Origin of the sequence: Occallatibacter sp. (assembly GCF_036502485.1) — a bacterium.
Lineage (GTDB): Bacteria > Acidobacteriota > Terriglobia > Terriglobales > Acidobacteriaceae > Telmatobacter.
This window is the reverse complement of sequence record NZ_DASXYM010000165.1, coordinates 16,800-38,989: the sequence shown is the minus strand read 5'-3', so window position 1 is coordinate 38,989 and position 22,190 is coordinate 16,800. Positions and strand designations below refer to the sequence as shown.

15 protein-coding genes are annotated in these 22,190 nt (G+C 61.1%); 6 read left to right on the top strand and 9 right to left on the bottom strand.

Annotation, left to right across the window (positions count from 1 at the left end):
* Positions 1–8: 8 nt before the first annotated feature.
* The 4 genes from VGL22_RS20470 to VGL22_RS20455 all read right to left on the bottom strand — a co-directional run bounded on the left by VGL22_RS20470 (position 9) and on the right by VGL22_RS20455 (position 5,069).
* Positions 9–452 carry a hypothetical protein gene (locus tag VGL22_RS20470; protein ID WP_465268820.1) on the bottom strand — a complete coding sequence of 148 codons (444 nt, stop codon included), beginning with the start codon at positions 450–452 and terminating at the stop codon, positions 9–11.
* 13 nt (positions 453–465) lie between these two features.
* Positions 466–2,040 (bottom strand): acyl-CoA carboxylase subunit beta, encoded by a 1,575-nt coding sequence (locus tag VGL22_RS20465; protein ID WP_465268819.1) that lies wholly within the window; start codon positions 2,038–2,040, stop codon positions 466–468.
* A gap of 200 nt (positions 2,041–2,240) precedes the next feature.
* Positions 2,241–3,590, bottom strand: a complete 1,350-nt coding sequence (locus VGL22_RS20460; RefSeq protein WP_465268818.1) for a GntT/GntP/DsdX family permease — start codon at positions 3,588–3,590, stop codon at positions 2,241–2,243.
* Between the two features lie 24 nt (positions 3,591–3,614).
* Entirely contained in the window at positions 3,615–5,069 is a 1,455-nt protein-coding gene (locus VGL22_RS20455) for an N-acyl-D-amino-acid deacylase family protein (RefSeq protein ID WP_465268817.1), read from the bottom strand.
* 72 nt (positions 5,070–5,141) lie between these two features.
* On the opposite strand from VGL22_RS20455, the gene VGL22_RS20450 reads away from it, so the two are divergent.
* Positions 5,142–6,404, top strand: coding sequence for an amino acid deaminase (locus VGL22_RS20450; RefSeq protein ID WP_465268816.1), 1,263 nt, complete (start codon positions 5,142–5,144; stop codon positions 6,402–6,404).
* Here VGL22_RS20450 and VGL22_RS20445 read toward each other — a convergent pair.
* Complete coding sequence (locus VGL22_RS20445) at positions 6,401–8,800, bottom strand: exo-beta-N-acetylmuramidase NamZ domain-containing protein (RefSeq protein ID WP_465268815.1); 2,400 nt, start codon at positions 8,798–8,800, stop codon at positions 6,401–6,403. The two genes, VGL22_RS20450 and VGL22_RS20445, sit on opposite strands and share 4 nt — an antisense overlap.
* Positions 8,801–8,826: 26 nt before the next feature.
* Positions 8,827–10,356 carry a sodium:solute symporter gene (locus tag VGL22_RS20440; protein WP_465268814.1) on the bottom strand — a complete coding sequence of 510 codons (1,530 nt, stop codon included), beginning with the start codon at positions 10,354–10,356 and terminating at the stop codon, positions 8,827–8,829.
* A gap of 116 nt (positions 10,357–10,472) precedes the next feature.
* Between VGL22_RS20440 and VGL22_RS20435 the strand changes: the two genes are divergently transcribed.
* Complete coding sequence (locus VGL22_RS20435) at positions 10,473–11,648, top strand: tetratricopeptide repeat protein (RefSeq protein ID WP_465268813.1); 1,176 nt, start codon at positions 10,473–10,475, stop codon at positions 11,646–11,648.
* Positions 11,649–11,695: 47 nt separating this feature from the next.
* On the opposite strand, the gene VGL22_RS20430 is transcribed toward VGL22_RS20435, so the two are convergent.
* On the bottom strand, positions 11,696–14,995 hold the full coding sequence (locus VGL22_RS20430; protein WP_465268812.1) for an outer membrane beta-barrel protein: 3,300 nt from the start codon (positions 14,993–14,995) through the stop codon (positions 11,696–11,698).
* A 974-nt stretch (positions 14,996–15,969) separates the two neighbouring features.
* Here VGL22_RS20430 and VGL22_RS20425 point away from each other — a divergent pair.
* The 3 genes from VGL22_RS20425 (at position 15,970) to thpR (ending at position 19,094) form a co-directional block, all read left to right on the top strand.
* Positions 15,970–17,928 carry a beta-N-acetylhexosaminidase gene (locus tag VGL22_RS20425; protein ID WP_465268811.1) on the top strand — a complete coding sequence of 653 codons (1,959 nt, stop codon included), beginning with the start codon at positions 15,970–15,972 and terminating at the stop codon, positions 17,926–17,928.
* A 125-nt stretch (positions 17,929–18,053) separates the two neighbouring features.
* Positions 18,054–18,524 (top strand): NUDIX hydrolase, encoded by a 471-nt coding sequence (locus tag VGL22_RS20420; protein WP_465268810.1) that lies wholly within the window; start codon positions 18,054–18,056, stop codon positions 18,522–18,524.
* A gap of 3 nt (positions 18,525–18,527) precedes the next feature.
* The gene (gene thpR, locus VGL22_RS20415) at positions 18,528–19,094 is read left to right on the top strand and encodes an RNA 2',3'-cyclic phosphodiesterase (RefSeq protein WP_465268809.1); all 567 of its coding nucleotides are present in this window, start codon (positions 18,528–18,530) and stop codon (positions 19,092–19,094) included.
* 330 nt (positions 19,095–19,424) lie between these two features.
* On the opposite strand, the gene larE is transcribed toward thpR, so the two are convergent.
* Positions 19,425–20,321, bottom strand: coding sequence for an ATP-dependent sacrificial sulfur transferase LarE (gene larE / locus VGL22_RS20410; RefSeq protein WP_465268808.1), 897 nt, complete (start codon positions 20,319–20,321; stop codon positions 19,425–19,427).
* A 53-nt stretch (positions 20,322–20,374) separates the two neighbouring features.
* Positions 20,375–20,632, bottom strand: a complete 258-nt coding sequence (locus VGL22_RS20405; RefSeq protein WP_465268807.1) for a hypothetical protein — start codon at positions 20,630–20,632, stop codon at positions 20,375–20,377.
* A gap of 82 nt (positions 20,633–20,714) precedes the next feature.
* Here VGL22_RS20405 and VGL22_RS20400 point away from each other — a divergent pair, with 82 nt between their 5' ends.
* A complete protein-coding gene (locus VGL22_RS20400) occupies positions 20,715–22,124 on the top strand; it encodes a UDP-glucose dehydrogenase family protein (protein ID WP_465268806.1) in 1,410 nt (469 codons plus the stop codon).
* Positions 22,125–22,190 lie beyond the last annotated feature (66 nt).

Here is a 22,190-nt window from a genome sequence, read left to right as displayed (position 1 = left end):
GCTCGCACTTAGCGGAGATTGTGCGAGGTCTGCACCAAAACGCGCCCCTGCTGCGACCAGGCGCTGGCATCCTCCTGCGGGTTCACAATCCTGGCTGACCGCACGCGCGCATGCGGTCCTATCGCAACCGCGGCTGCGGCAGCAATCGCCGCCTGAATCTGCGGCTCGATCGCGGGTTGCATGGCTTCCTGAGCCGCCGCCTCTCCCAGCTCCGCAGCCGATTCGGTGTCAGCGTCTCCGGCTGCCGCGGGGTACATAGATGCGTGCAGTTCGGCAAGTCGGGCTTCAATCATTTGAACTGCTTCGTCGAGCCTGCCTGCCTGATTCCCAAGCGCCTGCTGACCGGCCAACAGTCGGTGCTGCAAACGCATCAGGAGGACCATGCACACCGCCGCGGCACCAACCGCAAACGCTGCCAGGATCAGTGCCGCAACTGCCCAGTTCTCCGTCACGTGAGACTCCTTCCTAGAGCGGAATCAGTCCGTGTTTCTTGGCCGGGCGCAGTTCGCGCTTGGCGTGGAGCGACTCGAGTGCGTGCGCCACGTAGCGCCGCGTCTCCGCGGGCTCAATCACGTCGTCCACAAGACGGCGCCCCGCGGCCACATAGGGATTGGCAAACGTGTCGCGATACTCCTCGACGAGTTCCTTGCGGCGAATACCCTGGTCCTCGGCCGCATCAATCTCATGCCGAAAGACAATCTCCGCAGCGCCCTCGGCGCCCATCACGGCAATCTCGGCGGTCGGCCACGAGAAGACGCGATCAGCTCCGAGTCCCTTCGAGCACATAGCGATGTACGCGCCGCCGTACGCCTTGCGCAGCACCACCGTGATCTTCGGCACCGTGGCCGCGGAATAGGCGAACAGCAGCTTGGCTCCGTGCCGGATAATGCCTCCGCGCTCCTGCTCCACACCAGGCAGAAATCCCGGCACATCCACGAACGTGAGCAGCGGGATATTGAACGCATTGCAGAAGCGAACAAATCGTGCCGCCTTATCCGATGCGTTGATATCCAAAACTCCGGCGAGCGCGTTGGGCTGATTCGCCACAATGCCCACGGGGCGCCCTTGAAGACGTCCAAACCCGATGACAAGATTCGGCGCGAACCCCGGCTGAATCTGCAGAAAATCCTGACTGTCGACAATGCGCACAATGACCGACCGCACATCATAGGCAATCTTTGGATCCACAGGAACGATCTCGTTCAGGTCAGAGTCAGTCTTCAAGCGGGAGTTGAACGGGGCGCGAGGCGGATCCTCCAGATTGTTGGAAGGCAAAAAAGCAAGCAGGCGGCGGCAGAGCTGAAGAGCTTCCTCATCGTTCTCAGCGATCAGATCGACCACTCCGGCGTTGTTCATCTGCGAGACCGGGCCGCCAAGCTCCTCAGCGCTGACCTCTTCGCCCGTAACCTGCCTGATCACCTGCGGCCCCGTGATGAACATGCGCGCCGCCCGCGTCTGGATTACGAAATCAGTGAGCGCCGGGCTGTAAGCCGCGCCGCCCGCACACGGACCGCAGATCACCGCAATCTGCGGAACCGTGCCGGAGAGCATCACGTTGCGGTGAAACACCCGCGCATAGCCGTCCAGCGAGTCGATTCCCTCCTGCACGCGCGCGCCGCCGGAATCATTGATGAAGACAAAAGGGCTGCCCGTTTTCAGCGACATGTTCATCATGTCGACGATCTTGCTGCAATGAACTTCCCCGGCCGCGCCTCCCGCCACCGTAAAATCCTGGCTGGCAAGGTGCACCAGCCGCCCCTCGATGGTGGCGCACCCCGTGACTACCCCATCGGCCGGCAGTTCCTTGCCGCTCATCCCGAAGTACGTGGCGCGATGGCGTGCGAACACCCCGATCTCCTGGAAACTCGCCTTGTCCACCAGCGCGGCGATCCGCTCGCGCGCGGCCAGCTTGCCCGCTTGATGCTGTTTGGCAATTCGTTCCTTGCCGCCGCCGAGCTCAACCATGTCCCGCCGTGCGCGCAGATCGGCAATCCTCTCCTGCATCGATCGGGACCTGCCGCGTTCCTGCTGCTTCGCCATTGCGTCTCCAGCGCGAACGCGGAACTCCGCGCTCGTAACCTTGGAGATTCTATGCCTGGGTCGATAGCTCAGGATGTGACGGGCTTCACTCTAGCTGATGAGCGAAAACAAGGCGGAACTGTCTTGATTCTGGTCACTTGCGAGGTTGTTCGCCCCAAGCATCAGATCGATACAGCTCCCGGCCGGCTATCGCGGTCTGTCTAGAGCGCAAGCGAGAGCGCAAAGGCGAAAGCAAGACCGGCGACGGAAATGATCGTCTCGCAGATCGACCAGGTCTTCAACGTCTGAGGAACGCTCAGGTTAAAGTACTCCTTCACCAGCCAGAACCCGCCATCGTTCACGTGCGAGAAGATCAGCGATCCCGCACCCGTCGCAATGGCCAGCAGTTCCGGATGCGCTCCCCCGGTCTGCAGCGCGATGGGCGCCACGATCCCTGCGGCGGTCGTCATGGCCACCGTCGCGGATCCAGTGGCAAGCCGCACCAGCGCCGCCGTAAGCCACGCCAGCAGGAGGAGCGAAACATGGCTGCGAAGGGCGATGGTTATGATCGCGTGCGAAACCCCGCTATCCTGCAGCACGCGGCCGAACCCGCCGCCCGCACCCACCAGCAAAGTGATCGTGGCGGTGGGTGCAAGACACTCGTTCGTAAACCGCAGAATGGTGTCGCGGTTGAACCCCCGCATCTTGCCGAGCGTGAAAAAGCTGATCAGCACTCCAATCAGCAGCGCCATATCGTCGTTACCCACCAGTCGAATGGCCTCGTTCAAGGTGCTTCCGGCTGGCGCAAACCTGTCCGCCCAGCTGCCGATCAACATCAGCAGCACCGGCAGCAGAATGGTCGCCAGGGCCAGCCCAAAGCTGGGCAGGCTTCGCTCCTGTCCATGATCGATGAATTCGGCCGCCATGGGGTTCTCCTCGGACAGCTGGATAAACGGCGCAATCAGGCGCGCGAACAGCGGCCCGGCAAGGAACGCGCACGGAATACCAATAAGCAATCCGTAGAGGATCGTCCGCCCCACATCGGCCTTGTAGATCATGGCCGCCATCAGCGCCGCTGGATGCGGCGGCACCAGCCCGTGCACCACTGAGAGCCCCGCCACCATGGGCAGGCAGACCAGCAGCATATTTGTCCGCGTCCGCCGCGCCACGGTGAAGGCAATCGGCACCAGCAGCACGAATCCGACCTCGAAGAACGCCGGCAGACCCACCACCAGCCCGCTCACCATCATCGCCAGCGGTACGCGTTTCTCCCCGAACCAGCGCACCAGTGTATGCGCGATGGTATCGGATGCACCCGATTCGGCCATCATCTTGCCCAGCATCGTGCCCAGCGCAACCACGATCGCGATATGGCCCAGCGTCCCGCCCATTCCCGCTTCAAAAGAATGAATGATCGTCGCCATCGGCATCGCCGCTGCGATGCCCAGCCCGAGCGAGGCCAGAAACAGGCTGAGAAAAGGGTTGAGCTTGAAAACAGCAACCAGCAGGATCAGCGCGACAACCGCGATCAGCGTGGAGAGCAAAAGAAAGGCGCTGTGGGGATCCATCATGCTTAGTGCGGTACCTGACTTGATCTACCGATTGTTCGATGTGCCGGAGCGTAGGAGAAAACGTCCGGCGCGTTGGCCCGTAGGTCCATCCGCAGTGTACGTGAGCACCCCGTTGACCCAGACCTTCGCGATTCCCTCGGCGCGCTGAATGGGATCAGCGTAGGTTGCCGTATCGATGATCCGCGCCGCATCGAATAACACAAGATCGGCAAAATGGCCCTTCTGAATTCGGCCGCGATCGCCAAGTCCGAACGTCTCGGCAGGCAGCGCCGTCATCTTGCGGACTGCTTCCGCCATGGCGAACAGCTTCTCCTCGCGGCTATAGCGTCCCAGCACTCGCGGGAAAGTTCCCCACAGGCGGGGATGCGGCCGCGAATCATGGGGAAGGCCATCCGAACCGATCATGGTTGCTGGATGCGCAAGAATGCGGCGCATGTCCTGCTCCGCAATGCTGTGATAGATCGCGCCAGCCGGCTGCAGCCTTTGCGCGGCCTCAAGCTGTGAGACATCCCAGCCGGCTGCGATCTGCCCCAGGGATCGCCCGGCGACCTCAGGATGCATACGGCTCCACGTGATCGTGATCTCCACACGGGGATCCACCTGCTTCAGATCGAGCGTGCTCGAACCAGCAGCATAGGGATAGCAATCGCAGCAGAGCGGCTGCGAGGACCGCGCCGCATCGAAGGCCTCAAGCACTTCGGCGCTCCTCCCCCAGTTAGCGATACCGGCGCATTTCAAATGCGAGATGACAACGCGCGCGCCGCCTCCCAGCCCGATCTCGCACGCCTCCTTGATCGCGTCCAGAATCCCTTCCGTCTCCGTGCGCATATGCGTGGCGTAGATAGCCTGTCGGTCGCGCAGCAGTTCAGTCAGCGCAATCACTTCCGCGGTGGGAGCAGCATTGGCATTGGCATACGCAAGCCCGGAGCTCAGGCCCAGCGCGCCACAATCCAGCGCTTCGGCCAAATCGGCGCGCATCGCCGCAATCTCTTCAGCCGTAGCGGCTCGGTCCAGCCCATCCATGTGGTTGTTGCGCAGAGCTGTGTGTCCGGCAAAGGCCGCCACGTTCACCGCGGGGCTTGCGGTTCGAACGGCATCGACATAATCCGCGAATCGAGGATAGCGGAAGAAGCCTGCGGGACCCAGAAGCGTCATCGGATCGGGCGGCTCGCCGCGCAACCGCACCGGCGCCGCGCTGATCCCGCAGTTTCCCGCAATCACGGTGGTCACGCCCTGCGAGATCTTGGGCAGCATCTCCGGGGTCTCAATCACGCTGGTGTCATCGTGCGTATGCGTGTCAATGAACCCCGGGGCCAACGTCAGCCCCTCGGCGTCCACCACCGCTCCCGCGCGAAACTGCAGCCCGGGTCCGACCTCAACGATGCGTTGTCCCGCGATCGCGATATCGCCGAGATAGGCATCACCGCCGCTCCCATCATGGATCGTCGCTTCCCGAATAAGAATGTCGCAATCTGCCATGACGCTTCGCTCCAGAATATAGACTAAGCGCGATACCGGCTGCGCTCATCGGTGCAGGGGCGGAGGTGACATTTGAGCTCGTCAAACACTGAGACCATCGGCATGCTGAACAAAGGCCTGGGCGCGATGGAACACGACTCGACCGCGGACAACCTCGTGCGCCTGGGGTGGAACCTGCTGCACCAAGACCTAAGCCTGCCCACAGCCGTGCTCTACCGCGACAAGCTGCTGCACAACCAGCAATGGATGCGGCAATTCATTGCAGCCTACAAACTCAATCTGGCGCCGCACGGTAAAACCACCATGGCGCCCAGGCTCTTTGACCTGCAGTTGCAGGGCGGCGCGTGGGGCATCACCCTTGCCACCGCGCACCAGACCCTCGTTGCGTATGAGCATGGCGTACGCCGCGTCCTCATGGCCAACCAACTCGTGGGCAAACCGAACATGGCCATGATTGCGCGCCTGTTGCGCGATCATGCATTTGAGTTCTACTGCCTGGCCGACTCCGCGGCCCAGGTGGAGCAGCTAGGCTCCTACTTCTCCGCACAGCAGCAGACCCTCAATGTGCTCATCGAGCTCGGCGTGCCGGGTGGCCGCGCCGGCGTGCGCGACGACCGCGACCTGCATGAGCTCCTCTTCGCCCTCAGTCACTGGCAGAACTCCCTGCGCCTTTCCGGCATTGAAGTCTATGAAGGCGTTCTGGACAACGAACCCGCCATCCGCGAATTCCTCCAGCGCGCCTGCGCCGTCACTCAACAACTCATCACCACAGGCCGCTTCCAGCGCCAAACGCCCATCCTCACTGGCGCAGGCTCGGCCTGGTTTGACATCGTCGCCGAGGAATTCACTCGCGCCAACTTCAGCCAGCCCGTCGAGCTTGTTCTCCGTCCCGGCTGCTATCTCACCCACGACGTGGGCTCCTATCGCAAAGCACAGGAACGGATGCATCACAGCAATCCCGTGGCACGCGATTTGGGACCAGGTCTCCAGACCGCTCTCCACATCTGGGCCTACGTGCAGTCCATCCCCGAACCCACCCGCGCCATCCTCGGCATGGGCCGTCGCGATGCAGCCTTCGATTCCGGCCTGCCCGTCCCGGCCCTGCATTACCGTCCCGGCGCGGAGGCCCCCAGGCCAACGCCCTCGCACTGGGCAGTGACCAAGCTGATGGACCAGCATGCTTACCTGCAGATCGAACCTGGCGATGACCTCCGCGTGGGAGACATGCTGGCCTCCGACATCTGCCACCCTTGCCTCACATTCGACAAGTGGCGGGTGCTGCCGATTCTGGATGCGAGCTACAACGTCATCGACCTGGTACAGACCTTCTTTTAGGGCTTGTTCACAGCGGCCGGCTGATACAGCAGATACTTCGCCCGCGTTTCCTCAAACTCTTCGATCCCCTCGCGCCAGCTCTCCGCAATCCGCCGCGGGTCCTCGCCCAGCGCCAGCGCATCCATGCTTACCTTGTTCACCATCAGCCGGTCGAGTTCTTTTATCTGGAACTGCTTTGGATACAGCGTCTGCAATGCGGACATAAGCTCCAGGCCCAGTTCCGGGCCATCCAGCGCATTGCGATCCGTAAGGACGAGATTTACGCCTCCACACTTTTGCCCCGCATATTCTGAGCTACCCGGGGTAAACTCCACGGCTACAAATCGCACTCCAGGAATCGCGCGCTCGTTCAGATGATGCGCCATCTCAGCCGCGCTGATCCACGGCGCTCCCACAACTTCAAACGGTGTGTCAGTGCCGCGCCCCACGGAGATGTTAGTCCCTTCAACCATCCCCAAACCTGGATACAGCGTGGCTTCGTTCAGGCTCCGCATGTTCGGCGACGGATTGATCCATATCTGTCCCGTGGAGTCGAACCAGTCACCCCGGAACCACCCTTCCATCGGCACCACGGCCATCTTCGCGCCAATACCGCGCTCCGCATTGAACATGCGCCCCAGCTCACCAGCCGTCATTCCATGGCGGATCGGCGTCTTCCAGTAGCTCACAAACGATTCGCGGCTCGCATCCGCCACCGGCCCCTGAACAAACGCGCCGTTCACAGGGTTCGGTCGGTCCAGCACAATCAACTCCTTGCCCGCCCTTGCCGCCGCCTCAAGAAAATACCCCAGCGTCGTCTCATATGTGTAGAACCGCACGCCCACATCCTGAATGTCGTAGACCAGCACGTCTAACCCTGCCACCACCGCCGAATCCGGCCTGCGCTTCGCATCGCTGTCGCCATACACACTGTAGACAGGCACACCGGTGGCAGCATCGCGCGAATTCGCAATATCGGTGGTGTCAACCTTCCCCGCAACCCCGTGTTCAGGGCTGAAGATGGCCGCCAGCTGAACCCCCGGCACGTGGGCCAGCACGTCAATCGTGCGCTCCCCGCGGCGGTCCACTCCGGTGTGATTCGTCACCAGCCCAACCCTCACCGGATGCGCACCATTGCCGTGCAGTTCGCGAAACCCGTGCGCCTCGAGCACGTCGATGCCGTTCTTTACGTCGCCATTGCGCGATTCAATCCGGCGCGACGCCATCAGCGATTCGTTATATCCCGTAATCCTCGCAAGCCGAAGCCTTTTTTCTTCGCTCACCGTGAGCTCAAGGCCTTCCACTACCGCCGTCGCCACGCGTGTCCGCAGCGAAACCACAGAGCGGCCGCCGCGCGGATGCACTGCGTTCGTCAGCAGGATCACGTACGTGTCCGTGCTTGGATCGATCCACAAGGAAGTTCCCGTAAAACCGGTATGTCCAAACGATCCCACCGGCAGCAGCTCGCCGCGGTTACTGGCAAACGGCGAATCAATATCCCACCCCAGTCCGCGCACGCTCGCCGCGTTGGCAGGCGTTTGCGGCGTCGACATCTTTTCCACCGCAACGCGGCTCAGCACCTTCGATCCGCGCAACAACTCCTCCGCAAACACCGCCAGATCGTCCGCCGTCGAAAACAGGCCCGCATGCCCCGCCACTCCGCCCATCCGGCGCGCCGTGGGATCATGCACAACGCCGCGCAGCATGTGGTTCTCCTCGTCATACTGTGTGGGCGCAATCTTCACCTTCCAATCCTCCGGTGGCAGATACCGCGTGTGCTTCATCCCCAGTGGCGCAAACACCTCCTTCGCCGCAAACTCGTTCAGGGGGACGCCGCTCACTTTCTCCACAAGGAACCCGAGCACTTCAAAGTTGATGTCGCTGTAGACAAATTTCGTTCCCGGCGGATTCGCCGGCTTCTGTTCCATTGCCATCCTGAACGCCGCCTCCCGCCCCGACCACGTCTGCGTCAGATCCAGATCTGGGGCCAACCCCGAGTAGTGCGTCATCAGCTCCCGTACCGTTATGTCCTGCTTCCCGTTCTGCCCGAATTCCCGCAGATACGCCGCCACCGGATCGTTCAGACGAACGCGCCCGTCTTCAACCAGCTTCATCACGGACGTCGTGGTCGCGATGCACTTGGTCAGGGAGGCGAGATCGAAAATGGTGTCGGGGGTCATTGCCTCGCGTCTGGGCTCAAGCGAGCGAAACCCGAACGCCTTCCGATAGACAACGTGTCCGTTGTGCCCCACCAGCAAAACGCCCCCGGGCATGTTTTCATCGGCAACAGCCTTCTCCATCAGCGGATCGAGAATTCGCGTAAGCTTCTCCGAACTCGTCCTTCGTGCATCCTCTGCGGTTGCGGAAGACAAAGAAATGAGGAACGCACAGATCAGCAAAGTAGCAATGGATCTCATGGGCACTTGATACACGGCTCCAAATCTCACGATGTGCTCACCTCTTTTTCCGGCCTGCGTGTCCAAACCAGCACTCGGCTCCCAGCATAGCCAATCACGAAAGTCACGGCCGAGCCGAACACGACATACCACGTGAAAGGAATGCGGGTGAACCCCCAGCAATACACGTTAAACCCGAGTCCGCAGAGCATTCCGATCATTGCACCTCGCTCAGAGGCCGAACGCGTAAGCACTCCCAACAGGAACACGCCCAGCAACGACCCGTACGCGACCGACGCAATCGACAGCCCCATCTCAATAACAGTTCCGCCTCGCCGTGAGACCAATGCCAGGAAAAAGAGCACCATGGCCCAGGAGAGAGTCGCCGCGCGCGAGATGCGCACGCGCCTGTCCTCACCTGCCTGCGGAAACAATCTAGCGTAGAAATCCACAACCGTTATGGAAGAAAGGGAATTCAGCGCGGCGCTCAGGTTCGACATAGCAGCCGCAAGAATCGCCGAAATCAACAGGCCCGCAATGAGGTGCGGCATCCGCGTGGCGATGAACGTGGGAAACAACATGTCCGTCTTCGTAAACGCAGTAGCTGGTGGGAACTCGTTGTAGTACACGAACAGCAGCGCCCCAATCAGCAGAAACAGAGTGAACAGCATTGCCACCGCAAATCCACTGGTAACAAGCGCGATCTTGGACTGCCGCTCGTTACGAGCTGCCAGCAGTCGCTGCACGATCAACTGGTCCGTACCGTGGCTCGCAGTCGTGAGAAATGCGCCGCCGATAACACCGGCCCACAGCGAATATGTGGTCGTCAGATGGAAGGACAGGTCGAATACGCGAAAGCGGCCGGCGGGCACGGCGACCGCCAAAACCTGATGCCATCCTCCCGGAAGAGCCCCCACAATCGCGAAGATCGCCACAACGGCTCCAGCAACATAGAGCGATAACTGCACCACGTCCGTCCAGACCACCGCCCGCATCCCGCCCTCAAAGGTGTAAACCAGGGTAAGCAGTGTCACCACCCCGACGGCCGCAACGTCGCGCCCCAGGTCGCTCATGCCGCCAAGCAGCGGCCCCAGTGCGATGCGCACCACCAGCGCCACTGCGAATACGCGTATGCCCTCAGCAGCGGCGCGCGTCACCAGAAACAATCCCGCAGTCATCCACCGGAGCCTCTCACCAAAGCGGCGCGCAATGAGTTCATAAGCGGTAACGAGTTGGCCGCGAAAGTAGTGGGGGATGAACAAAGTCGCCACGGCAATGCGGCCCAGAATGTATCCCAGGGCCAGTTGGAGAATTCGGAAGTTCTGAGCGTACGCCAGGCCGGGCAGGCTGATGATGGTGAGTGTGCTGGTCTCCGCCGCGACAATCGAAATCGATATTGCCCACCACGGTATGCTATTGCTCGCAAGGAAGTATCCGCGCAGCGTGCGTTCCTTCCCGCGGAACCGCAAGCCGAACACTGTGACCGCCGCCAGATAGGCGAGGATCACTAGAAAGTCTGACGCGTTCAACCCCATGCGGTGTGCCTCGTCGCGGCCGCCAGCTCGTAACGCGGCCATCTCTTCAATCCTTCCACCGTTTCGCCTTCAAATAAAGATACGTGCTACCGCCGCCATTGCTGAACACCCGATTGCACGCACTTGCTCGTTCGGGCGAGAATGCGAAGGGAGCCCGCGTGAATCATAGATCCCATTCCATCGCCGCCATCTGCCTGGCGACTCTAGCAATGAGCAATCTGACTTCAGCAGCACAGCAGGACCAGCGGCAGACGGCAATCCAGTTCGAACAGCAGGGCAAAGCAAACGAGGCCGAGGCGGCCTGGCGCGCCTGGACAGCCAGTCATTCCTCCGATGCTGAAGCCTTCGCCCATCTCGGGCTCCTTGAGTCGCGCGATCAAAATTACGTCGAGGCCGTCCGCCACTACAGGAAGGCCATGGCGCTCGCGCCCGGAATGCCCGGCCTCCGCCCCAACCTAGGTCTTGCGTACTTCAAAAATGGCGACTACCGTCAGGCCATCGATACGTTCGCGCCGCTACTCAAAGCCAGCCCCGGCGACGACCACCTCGTGCTGCTCACCGGCATGGCGCATTACGGCCTCGGCGAATACGCGGCCGCAACGCCATGGCTGAAGAAGGCCGCCGAGCGCGACGCGCAGAATCTCACTCTGCTCTCTACCCTTGCGCACAGCTGTCTCTTCGCTCATCAGTACCCATGCGTCCTCGATACCTTCCACAAGATTGTAGCCATCAATCCCAATTCCGCTGAAGCCCACATGCTGATGGGCGAAGCGCTCGATGACATGAAAGACCCCCTCGGCGCTCAACGTGAGTTCCGCTCGGCCGTTGCAGCCAATCCTAACGAACCAAACGTTCACTTCGGCCTCGGCTATCTTCTCTGGACCAAAGGCCAGTACGCCGAAGCCGCCCAGGAATTCCAGGCAGAGCTCAACAACGACCCGAAGCACCCGCAGGCCATGCTCTACCTTGCAGACACCCATATTCAACTCGAGAAGTTTGACGATGCTTTGCCGATGCTCGAAAGTTTGGCAGGGCAGATGCCCGACAGCGCTATGGCTCACCGCGATCTTGGGGTCGTCTATGCGGCACGCAATCGGAACGCCGAAGCTATTAAAGAATTTCAGCAGGCCATCCGTCTCGCACCCAATGACGTGAACGCGCACTACCGGCTCGCGCGCCTCTATCGCGCCATGGGAAGGACGGCCGAAGCCAACGCGGAGTTCCAGAAATCCCGCTCGCTCAACAAAGCCGCAGATGAACACCTGCTGAAAGTCTTGTCGAAGATACCTGCCGGCGCAGCTCCCTCAACCGCCCCGGCGGCCCCCGAAAAATGAAGGCCGGAACAATTTGTTCCGGCCTCCAGCGCTGCAGTTGAGCTGAGTTAAAAATTGACCTTGGCGCCGAACTGGATGCGCCGTGGCGAGTGACCCGAGATGACCCGGCCGTAGTCCGAGTCATCCATGCCCGCGTCCGGTGCGTTCGGGTTGGTGTGGTTGAATGCATTGAAAAATTCCGCGCGGAATTGGAAGTTGACGCTCTCCCAGATACGGAAATTCTTGATGCCGGCAAGATCCCAGTTCTGGAAGCCTGGCCCGATAATCGGGTTAGACCTCTCGCTGCCGAAGTGCCCAGCCGCGTGAGCGAACGAGTCGGTGGAGAACCACTGATCAAAGCTCTTGCTCTTGTGGATCGGAGCCACCTGATCCGGACGCACTCCGCTCAGACCAATGCCGCGGTTTCCGTTCACGTCGAACGGATCCGCGCCTTGCGTCACCGAGAAGTTGGAACCCGAAGTCGCGGCGATGATCCCTGACGCTTGCCAGCCGCCCAGGATCCTGCCCGCAAATCCGCGCTGATCCCTCAAGAACGGCAATTCATACAGAGCGTTTGCTGAGAACACGTGCGGCGTGTTGTACGATGCCGCACCATAATCGAGTTTGAAGTCGTAACTGTTCGTGGATGTCTGGCTGCGGTCGTAGGACTGCACTGTCATATCCTTCGACCACGTGTATGCGGTCCCGAACGTCAGGCCATGCGAGTGATGGTTCGCGCTCACCTGCAAAGAGTTGTAATCGTTGGTGTACGACGGGAAACGGGAATTGATCTTCCCATAACCCTGGAAAGGCCGCAGGTAGTTCACGTCCGCGTTGGGATTCGCAAGCCTGGCCGTCACCGTGGGCTGGTTCTCGTCAAACTGCCCGAGCAGGTGCCGCGCCTGTGCGCCAACGTACGCGATCTCTAGAACCGTATTGGGCAGCACCTGGTGCTGGACAGAGAGGTTGTAGTTGGAATACTTGGGCACCTTGAACTGCGGCGTACCGGTTGCCGTCAGACTGTTGGGGCCGTAGCTGACTGACATTGAGCCGCCCGTGATGTTGTCAAACGGCGCGTTGTTGATGGTCGTCGACTGCGCCAGCGGCGGGTTTGAAAAGGCGTTCTGCTCCCAGATGCCGTTCAGCAGCCGGTCGTAGAAAAGTCCAAATCCGCCCCGAAGAACCGTCTTCCCCGTGCCGAACAAATTGTAGGAAAAGCCGATACGCGGCGCGAAGTTGTTGTTATAGTTCGGATTCACATACTTGCCGAATGGCGAGCATTGCACCATGGGCGAGATGGCCTGCGCCTTGGTGCACGCGTTTCCCTTGGGGAAGATGATGCCGTTGGTGTAGGTAGCAGGAACCAGACCGAAACCGTTGATCGCCTGCCCAGCTACAAAATCACCCGTCGCTGGATCGATCTGCGGCGCCATCTGCGCGCTATAGAGACTCGGATCGAAGTTCGACAACGTGTCCTTCACATCTGTAACTGAAGGCAGGCGGCTCCATCGCAAACCCAGGTTGACCGACAGCCGCGGGGTCACCTTCCAGTCGTCCTGGATATAGAGTTCCGTGTTGACAAAATGCAGGTCCGGAATAATGTCAGGCAGCGTCTGCGAGAAGGTATACACATTGCCGACCAGGAAATCGCCCCATGTGTTGAACTGGAACGACGGATTGCCGTTCACGGCGTTCTCCGTCTTCAGCATCTGCTGAATCTGGAATCCAGTCCGTAGCGTGTGCTTGCCGAAGTTGATCGCCAGATTGTCGAAGTACGTGCGGTCCAGGTTGCGTTCATTCCACGGGGATGAGCCGGCGCTGAAGCCTGTGGGGCCGCTGATGCGGAAGCTGATACCCGGCACTTTGCCGTACGGATCCGGCTGCCATTGGTTAGTCAAAGCTCCGTTTACCGCGGATGAGGTTGCGAACTGCCCGCTCTTGATAGACGAGAAGTACGTGCCTTGCGACCAGACAAACTCAAACTCGTTCACCACCCGGGGATTGATTGTCCATGTCAGGTTTCCCACCACGTTCTTGCCCGGTGAGTTCACCAGTGTATCTACCAGGCCGGGGTAGTTGCTGCCCGCCCACAGACCCTCCGGGTTGTCCACCGGCATATCATCGTTCATGCCGCGCGCATAGAAGTGAATCTTGTCCGTGAAGTAGTGATCCACCCGCACAATATCGTCGCGGAAGTTGTTCTGCGCCGAGTAGCCAAAGGTGTAATTGCTGCCGTCGTTCGCCTGATACTTGGAGAACAGGTTGTCGAGATACACCTTGGAATTTGCGCTGTAGCAGTTCTGCGAAATGGTGGTGGTGTCGCTCGCCGCATCGTATGTCGTGCAGCCTGCGGGAGCGCCGGTGAATTTCCCCGCCACCTTGCCGGCCAGCATGTCGGCCGTCGGCGCCGGCATCGAGTCGCCGCCCGGCTGGCTGATCTTGCGCCACTCCTCTGACCAGAAAAAGAATGTCTTCGACTTCTCGGTGTTGTAAAGCTTCGGAATGAAGACCGGACCGCCAATCGTGAACCCGTACACGTTGTGATGGTTTACCGGGTTCTTATTGGGCTCGCCGTTCGTAACCTGACTACGCTTGGTGAAGTAGTCGTTGGCATCAAGCGCGGTATTCCGTACGAATTCATAGGCATCGCCATGGAACGCGCTGGTGCCGGCCTTGGTAGCCACCAGCACTTGCCCACCGCCGGAGCGTCCATACCCTGCGTCGTAATTGCCGCGCTGCAGCGTGAACTCCTGGATGGCATCCACGTTGGGCGCGCTGATCACTGTGCCGTTCGAACCCGAGTCGTTGATGTCGGCGCCGTCGATGGTCCAGTTGTTGGCCGTCGTGCGCGCGCCGTTCACACTCATCGCCGTGTTGGCGGAGTTGGTCTCATCATCCATCTTGTTGATCACGCCAGGCTGCAGGGTAACCAACTGCTGGAAGTTCCGGTTTGAGAGCTCAAGCCCCTCTATCTGCTGGCCCGTAATCGTCCCCGCCTGCGAGCCGCTCTCCGTCTCAATGGCAACTGCGTTCGCCTCCACCGTGACTGTGGTGTTTTCGGCGCCTGCCTTGAGCTGTACATTCAGGCCGCGCTTCTCGGCGACATTCAGCACCACATTTTTGGCTTCCCACGTCGCGAAGCCGGTTACCGTGACGTTCACGGTGTAGCTTCCCGCCTGCAGGTTTGTCACCACGTAGCTGCCGGAGTCATCTGACGTGACCACGCGCTTTACGCCGTTCACGCCGTTCTGCGTCACCGTAACTGTGGCATGGGGAATCACCGCCCTGGTGGCATCGGCCACCGTGCCGCTCAGCGTCGCGGCCAGTTCCTGCGCCCTCGCCCCACCGGAGACCAACAGCGTCCCCATCAGCAGAGCGAAAAATGCTGCCCAGCGCCTCGACCGTGTACCCGCAGCATCTCGGCAGAGGGGTGAAGAATGCCGATCAGTGCATGCATTCAACTCATACTTGTTCATCGCACCTCTCCTCTAGTCTGTAAACTCAGCGAATTTTCGCTTCATGGATACTCACGAGCGCGTCCAGTTGCTCGCGGAGTTGTCACTGAAATGTGCGCAGGCCGGCGATCTACCTCACCGGGAAGAGGAGAGGAATGCTTTGCACCGGGCCTCCTAAACAGCCTGCAACCGGACTGAAAGTTCTAAACAATTCAAGGGTGGTGGGAATTGGAACGAACTGCCTACCCCCTCAGGCAACTTGGCAATCCGCGCCTGAGTCGAATGGAGTTGCGTCACACTCCATTTCTACGAACGATAGGCCCGAGCGCATAAAGATGGCAAGAGTTTTTTGAACAAATAGGCATGAAATGCCCAAAACCTTGCTACTTACGATTGAATCTGCTCGTTTCTTGCCTCTTTCGAGCTCGAATCAAACTCAAATATTGTAATTTGTTGCAGATAGCCGAGTCAGGCCTCCCCTACCCATCCGTTAGCTCCGCAAATCCACCGCACGACGTCGCCATGAAGCATAGGATTATGCCCATCATAATAAGCTGGTTAAGCACCCGGCGGCCGCGGTCCCATGGCTTGCAAACCAGGGGCAGTCCGCCTCACGCGGTCAGAACGTGTGCAGCACTAAGTCATGAACAATTCAGCCCTTTTGATCAGTTGGCGAGGGTATGATCTCTTCAGCAGTCGCACACAACTGTTCACAGATTGAGAGCGCATTGCGATCTCCTCGCTTGAGGTGAGAATTGAAACCACGGAAATCCTTGGCTGCATTTCAGCGCATAATCTCAACAGCGGGCCTCCTGCTGCCCTGGCTGGCCTTGTCTGTCTCCGCCCACGCACAGGCGCACCCAGCACAAGAGCAACGACTCAATCTCATGCCGCTGCCTCGATCCGTCGAGTTCGGGCAGGGAAGTCTCGCGCTCAACAAGGCCTTCCATGCCGGATTCTCAGGGAACCACGACGAGCGCCTCGACGCTGCCTTCGAGCGCTTCCTTGCGCGCCTTGACTATCGCTGTGGAGGTATACGCCGCATGCAGCACGACGCGCCGGCCGGCGCTGCCGCCCTGCTTACCATCCAGGTCGCCGGTCCGGGTCAGGCCGTGCAAGGCGTGGACGAAGACGAGAGCTACAAGCTGAACGTCACCGCGCAGCAGGCCACCCTTACCGCGGCCACTGATGTTGGTGCCATGCGCGGGTTTGAGACATTTCTACAACTCGTCTCCATGCAGGACGGCGCCTGCCGCCTGCCTGCAGTCGCCATCGACGACGCTCCGCGCTTTCGCTGGCGCGGACTCCTCGTCGACGTGGTTCGCCACTTCGAGCCAGTCGACGAAGTCGAGCGCACCGTCGATGCCATGGCCATCGCCAAGCTCAATGTCTTCCACTGGCACCTCAGCGATGACGAGGGATTCCGCGCCGAGAGCAAAAAATTCCCGAAACTCACTGAAACCGCCTCCGGCGGCCAGTTCTACACGCAGGAACAAATGCGTGAAGTCGTCGCCTACGCCCGAGCCCGCGGAATCCGCGTCCTGCCCGAGTTCGACATGCCAGGCCACAGCACCTCTGAAGTGCTTGCATATTCCGAGATCGGCTCCGGCGAAGACCTCAAAGACCTGCATCTCGTCTACGACGGCCCGCGCGCAGAACTCGACCCCTCCAACGAGAAGACCTACAAGTTCATCGACGCCTTTGTCGGTGAAATGGCCGAGATCTTCCCGGACGAGTACTACCACATCGGCGGCGACGAAACCGAAGGCAAAGCCTGGCTCGCCAACCCGCGCATCAAGGCCTTCATGGACAAGAAGGGCTTCAAGACCACCGCCGAGTTGCAGACTTACTTCAATCAGCGCCTCCTGCCCATCCTCGCCAAGCACCATAAGAAGGTCGTCGGCTGGGACGAGATCCTCACCCCCGGCCTGCCCAAAGACATCATGATCCAGAGCTGGCGCGGCGTTGAGTCCCTCTCGACCGGCGCTACTCAGGGCTACACGGGAATCCTGTCCGCGCCGTACTACCTCGATGCCCAGAAGACCTCAGAGCAGATGTTCCTCGACGATGTCATCCCCGCCGATAGCAAACTCACCCCCGATCAGCAGAAGCTGATCCTTGGCGGCGAGATCTGCATGTGGGCCGAGCAGCTTAACCCCGTCACCATTGACTCCCGCATCTGGCCGCGCAGCATGGCCATCGCGGAGCGCTTCTGGTCACCGCAATCGGACCGCGATGTGCCCGACATGTACCGCCGTCTGCGCGTCGCCTCTCTCGAACTCGAAGAAGTCGGCCTCCACCACTTCTTCGGTCCCAAAATGCTCCGCCGTAGCCTCGCCGGCTCCGCCGATCCCGAGGGCCTCGATACCCTCGCCGCAGTCATCGAGCCCATCAGCTTCGGCGATCGCGAAGACGCCCAGCACACCGACTCCTACACTTCGCTCAACCGCCTCGTCGACGCGGTGGTCGCCGATCCACCTGCCCGCCGGGAGATCGCGGACGAAGTGGACGCGGTCATCAACGGACACGGTTCGGATCGTGCCGCTGCCGCCATGAGCCTGCGTCGCGGCTTCGAATCGTGGCAGGCGGCCGGCCCGCACCTTCAGGTCCTCTGCCAGCGCTCCGGGCGTCTTGCTGACGCTGCCGACCGCGTCCGCCAGTTCGGCCAGCTGGCCAACGTCGGCCTCGAGGCCTTGGCCTACATGGAGGCCCACACAACACCCCCGGCAGGATGGGCCGACCAGCAGGTGGCGATCATCACCGATGCGCAAAAACCCTCAGCCCTGGTGAAGTTCGTCTTCCTTCCCGACCTCGAGAAACTGGTCAAGGCCGTCTCCGCTCACTGACATTCCCCAAGCAGAACGCTTGCTTTCGCCTCTCGAGGGTACTCCGGGCTCGAGAGGCGATTTCTTTTGCTGCTCTCAACACCCGCGGCCTCGACTGGCTAAGATGAAACCGAGGACTCTTCACTGTGGCCAAACGCAGCGCAGGCCTGTTGCTTTACCGCCGCCGCAAAGGCGATCTCGAAGTGTTCCTCGCTCACCCTGGCGGCCCATTCTGGGCAAAAAAGGATGAAGGTGCCTGGACCATTCCCAAAGGCGAATACGAGCCCAACGAAGAGCCGTTCGCCGCAGCTCTCCGTGAATTCGAAGAGGAGACCGGCTTCAGACCCGATGGCGAGTTCCTCAACCTCGGTACCGTCACTCAGGGATCCGGCAAAATCATCTCCGCCTGGGCTATCGAAGGCGACTTCGACCCCGCCCAGCTCGTCAGCAACCACTGCGAAATCGAATGGCCGCCCCGCTCCCGCAAGATGATCTCCATTCCTGAAGTCGACCGCGGCGCCTGGTACTTGCTTGAAAAAGCCCGCTCGAAAATCTTCCCCTCGCAGGTCCCTTTTCTTGACCGCCTCACCAGCAACCTCGAGGCGAAACAGGAGTAGACCGTGCGCCTCTTCATCGGCATTCCCATGTCCCCCGCGGTCCTCGATCAGCTCGCCGCCGTGCGCGCCCGCCTCGAGCGCCCCAACGACGGCCTGCGCTGGTCAGCCTCTGAGGCGTGGCACATCACCTTGCAGTTCCTCGGCACCACCACTCCGGCACAGTACGAATGCGTCCTCTCGCACCTGCGCGCCGTTCACTCCCGCCCGGTTCCCATCCAGCTCGATGGGCTCGGCTTCTTCGAGCGCTCCGGAGTGTTCTGGGCGGGGATTAGGATCTTGCCGGAGCTCATCACTCTGCAGAAGCTTGTGGTAGCTGCCACCAGCGAATGCGGCTTCGAGCCCGAGGATCGTGCCTACCACCCGCACATCACGCTCGCTCGCAACCGCGGCCGCGAGAACGGCATGCGTACGCTCAAGCCGCGCGTCGGCCGAGCCCCCGAGTTCGCAGGCTTCACCGCCCATGAGTTCCTGCTCTACGAGAGCTTCCCGAATGCGCAGGGGCCGCGCTACCAGAGGCGGGCGCGATTCGAGATGGATGCCCGGCCCACGAATCCGATACCCCGCTGCTAGTTATTGGCAGTGATATCTTCCAATTCATCGGCGCCTGACGAAGATCTGTTCTGTCGCGAAGCATTCATATTCTCTTCGGGTCCATGGCCGGGTCGACAGGACTTTGGCTTCTGTAGCTGAACCGGAGCCTCTTAAACAACGGATCTCCGCTGCAGGGATAGCCTCCGGGGCTTTCAGACCGGGCGCGTCGGTCCGGGCGCGTCAGGCTGGGCCCGTCACGCTGGCGTGCCAAGCGCAGAGGTTCGCGTCCTAAAGCCCGTATCTTTAAAGCTTGCCCTTGAGTTCCTTCGCCATTCCAGAGAGGAACCCGTTCGTGTGCCCCGTCATTGTCTAGGCGCCGCGCCGTAACAACACATCTGCCGGCAGCAACGCATTCAGCGACCCGGAACGGAAGCCAGCGGTGTCGAGGGTGACGTACTGGTATCCCGCCTTGCGAAGGGCGGCGGTGATGGCGTCGAGGGTTTCCATCGCGAGCGCTTTAGGCATTTCTGAGCGCGCAACTTCCACGCGCGCCAGTTCGCCGTGATGGCGCACCCGAAACTCGCGAAAGCCGAGCTGCCGCATGCTCTCTTCGGCCTGCTCCACCTGGCTCAATACCTCGCGGGTCACGGCTCGGCCGTATTCCACGCGAGAGGAGAGACACGGGGCGGCAGGCCGGTCCCACAACTCGTACCCCGCTGCCCGGGAAAGAATCCGCACATCGGCCTTGGTCATGCCGGCCTCCGCCAGAGGCGCCAGAACCTCGTGCTCTTTGGCGGCGCGCTGGCCGGGACGGTAATCGCGGGTGTCGTCGGCGTTCATGCCATAGGCAATGTGGAAGAATCCCATTTCCGCCCGCAATGCCTCCATGCCGGTGAAGAGCTCGGTCTTGCAATGGAAGCAGCGATTGGCGTCGTTGCGGCTGTACTCCGGCTTGCTGAGCTCCTCAGTCTGGATGACGCGCAGCGGCAGGCCCAGCGACTGGGCAAAAACGATGGCCTGTTCCATGTCGCGGCGTGCCAGGGAGGGCGAGTCGGCGAGTACGGCCAGCATGCGGTCGCCCAGAACACGGTGCGCGGTGGCGCCAAGAAAGGCAGAGTCCACACCGCCCGAATACGCGACCATCAGCCGGTCCAGCGTGGCCAGGCGTGCCTCCAGCGCGCGCAGTTTGGCTATCGTCTCAGGTCCGGGAGTTTCGGACCGATGGGCGGATTCGTCGGGAAGATTGCCTGCAGCCTGCGCCGCCATAGGTCCGATTATACGCGGGGGCAAAGTGCCGGTCGAGCGGAACAAGCCGCGACTCAGTGACCGTGGCTCGGGCGGCTCTCGTCGAGGGGCTCGGACGGCTGCGATGCCAGGCGCTTCTGGCTGCGGCGTCCCAACTGGAACATCGTCTGCCCGAAGATCAGCAGCACAATGCCCCACCACAAGTTGGCGTTGACGCCCAGGCTCTTGGCGTAAAGCGCCGCGTCGTGGTTGGTGGCGATTCCAAATACCGTCAGAATGATACCGACGATGGAGAACATCAGCCCCATGGGAATGCGCAGGTCCAGATTCATCTTGGCTCTCGAGCTCCGCCTCCATTGTAGCCGCAAGCGCCCTGCCACATCTGCTTCTATAATGGCTGAACCGGTACATTCCATGAATGAAGTGTCCATTTGCGTCATAGGGTCGGGGTACGTGGGTCTGGTCGCCGCGGTGTGCTTCGCGGAAATCGGGCACCGCGTTATTTGCGTCGATAACGACGAAGCCAAGGTGAACTTGCTGCGCAACGGCGGAGTTCCCATCTACGAACGCCACCTGCCGGAACTGCTGAAAAAGCACAGCGGCAAAGGGGTGGAGTTCACCACGGACCTCGGCGGAGCGGTGCGGGAGTGCGAGGCGGTGTTTATTGCCGTGGGCACGCCGCAGGGCGATTCCGGGGCCGCCGACCTCTCTTTTGTCGAGGCGGTTGTCTCCGAAATCGCGCGCGAAATCTCGGGTTACAAGGTCATCGTGGAAAAAAGCACGGTGCCGGTCTATACCAACGAGTGGATCCGGCGTGTACTGAATCGCCTCGGAGTCCCAACTGCCCGGTTTGACGTCGCGTCGAACCCCGAGTTTCTGCGCGAAGGATCTGCGGTCGAGGACTTTCTCCATCCCGACCGCATCGTGGTGGGCGCCGGAACTGACCGCGCGGCCGAGGTGCTGCGGCGCATCTATGCTCCGCTGAGCGAGGGGACCTATTACAGCCGCCCCGATGCCCTCCCCGGCATGTGCAGTGCGGACAAGCCGGCGAAACTGCTGGTGACCTCCGCCCAGAGCGCGGAGATCATCAAGCACGCTTCAAACGCCTTCCTGGCCCTGAAGATATCGTTCATCAACGCGGTGTCCAACCTTGCGGAAAGTGTCGAGGCGGATATCGAGGACATCGCCGCCGGAATCGGTATGGACCGCCGCATCGGCCCGCGTTTTCTGCATGCCGGGCTGGGCTACGGTGGATCGTGCTTCCCCAAGGACGTTGCGGCGTTCCACTGGGTGGCGCACCAGCAGGGGCTCAATTTTCAGCTCCTTGAAGAAGTTCGGCGCATCAACGACGCCCAGCGCGAGGTCTTCTTCAACAAAGTGCGGTCTGCCCTGTGGACGCTGCGCGGCAAAAAGCTCGCCGCCCTCGGCCTCGCGTTCAAATGCGACACCGACGATATCCGCGAGTCCCCGGCCCTTGCGGTCATCCGGCAGCTTCTGGATGCCGGTGCGCAAGTTCAGGCCTACGACCCGGCGGCCATGGAACGTGCCAAGGGCGTGCTTCCGCCCTCTGACAAGATGAGCTACGCCGCGAACCCGTACGAAGCGGCGGAGAACGCGGATGCCGTGCTGATCCTGACCGAATGGGGAGAGTTCGCCCGGCTCGACCTGCCGCGGCTCAATCGCCTGCTCAAGTTCCCCATCGTGATTGACGGGCGAAACCTGTACCGGCCCCAGACCATGGCCGAGCACGGCTTCACATACGTCAGCATGGGGCGCCCCGCGAACTACGAAGCACAGCTCGGCAAGCCCCGCAAGACGCTGTAGCACCCACATTCAGGTGGATCTCCGCCCGTGATGGCGGTCACAGCCCTGACCTGCGCCGTGGGCGGA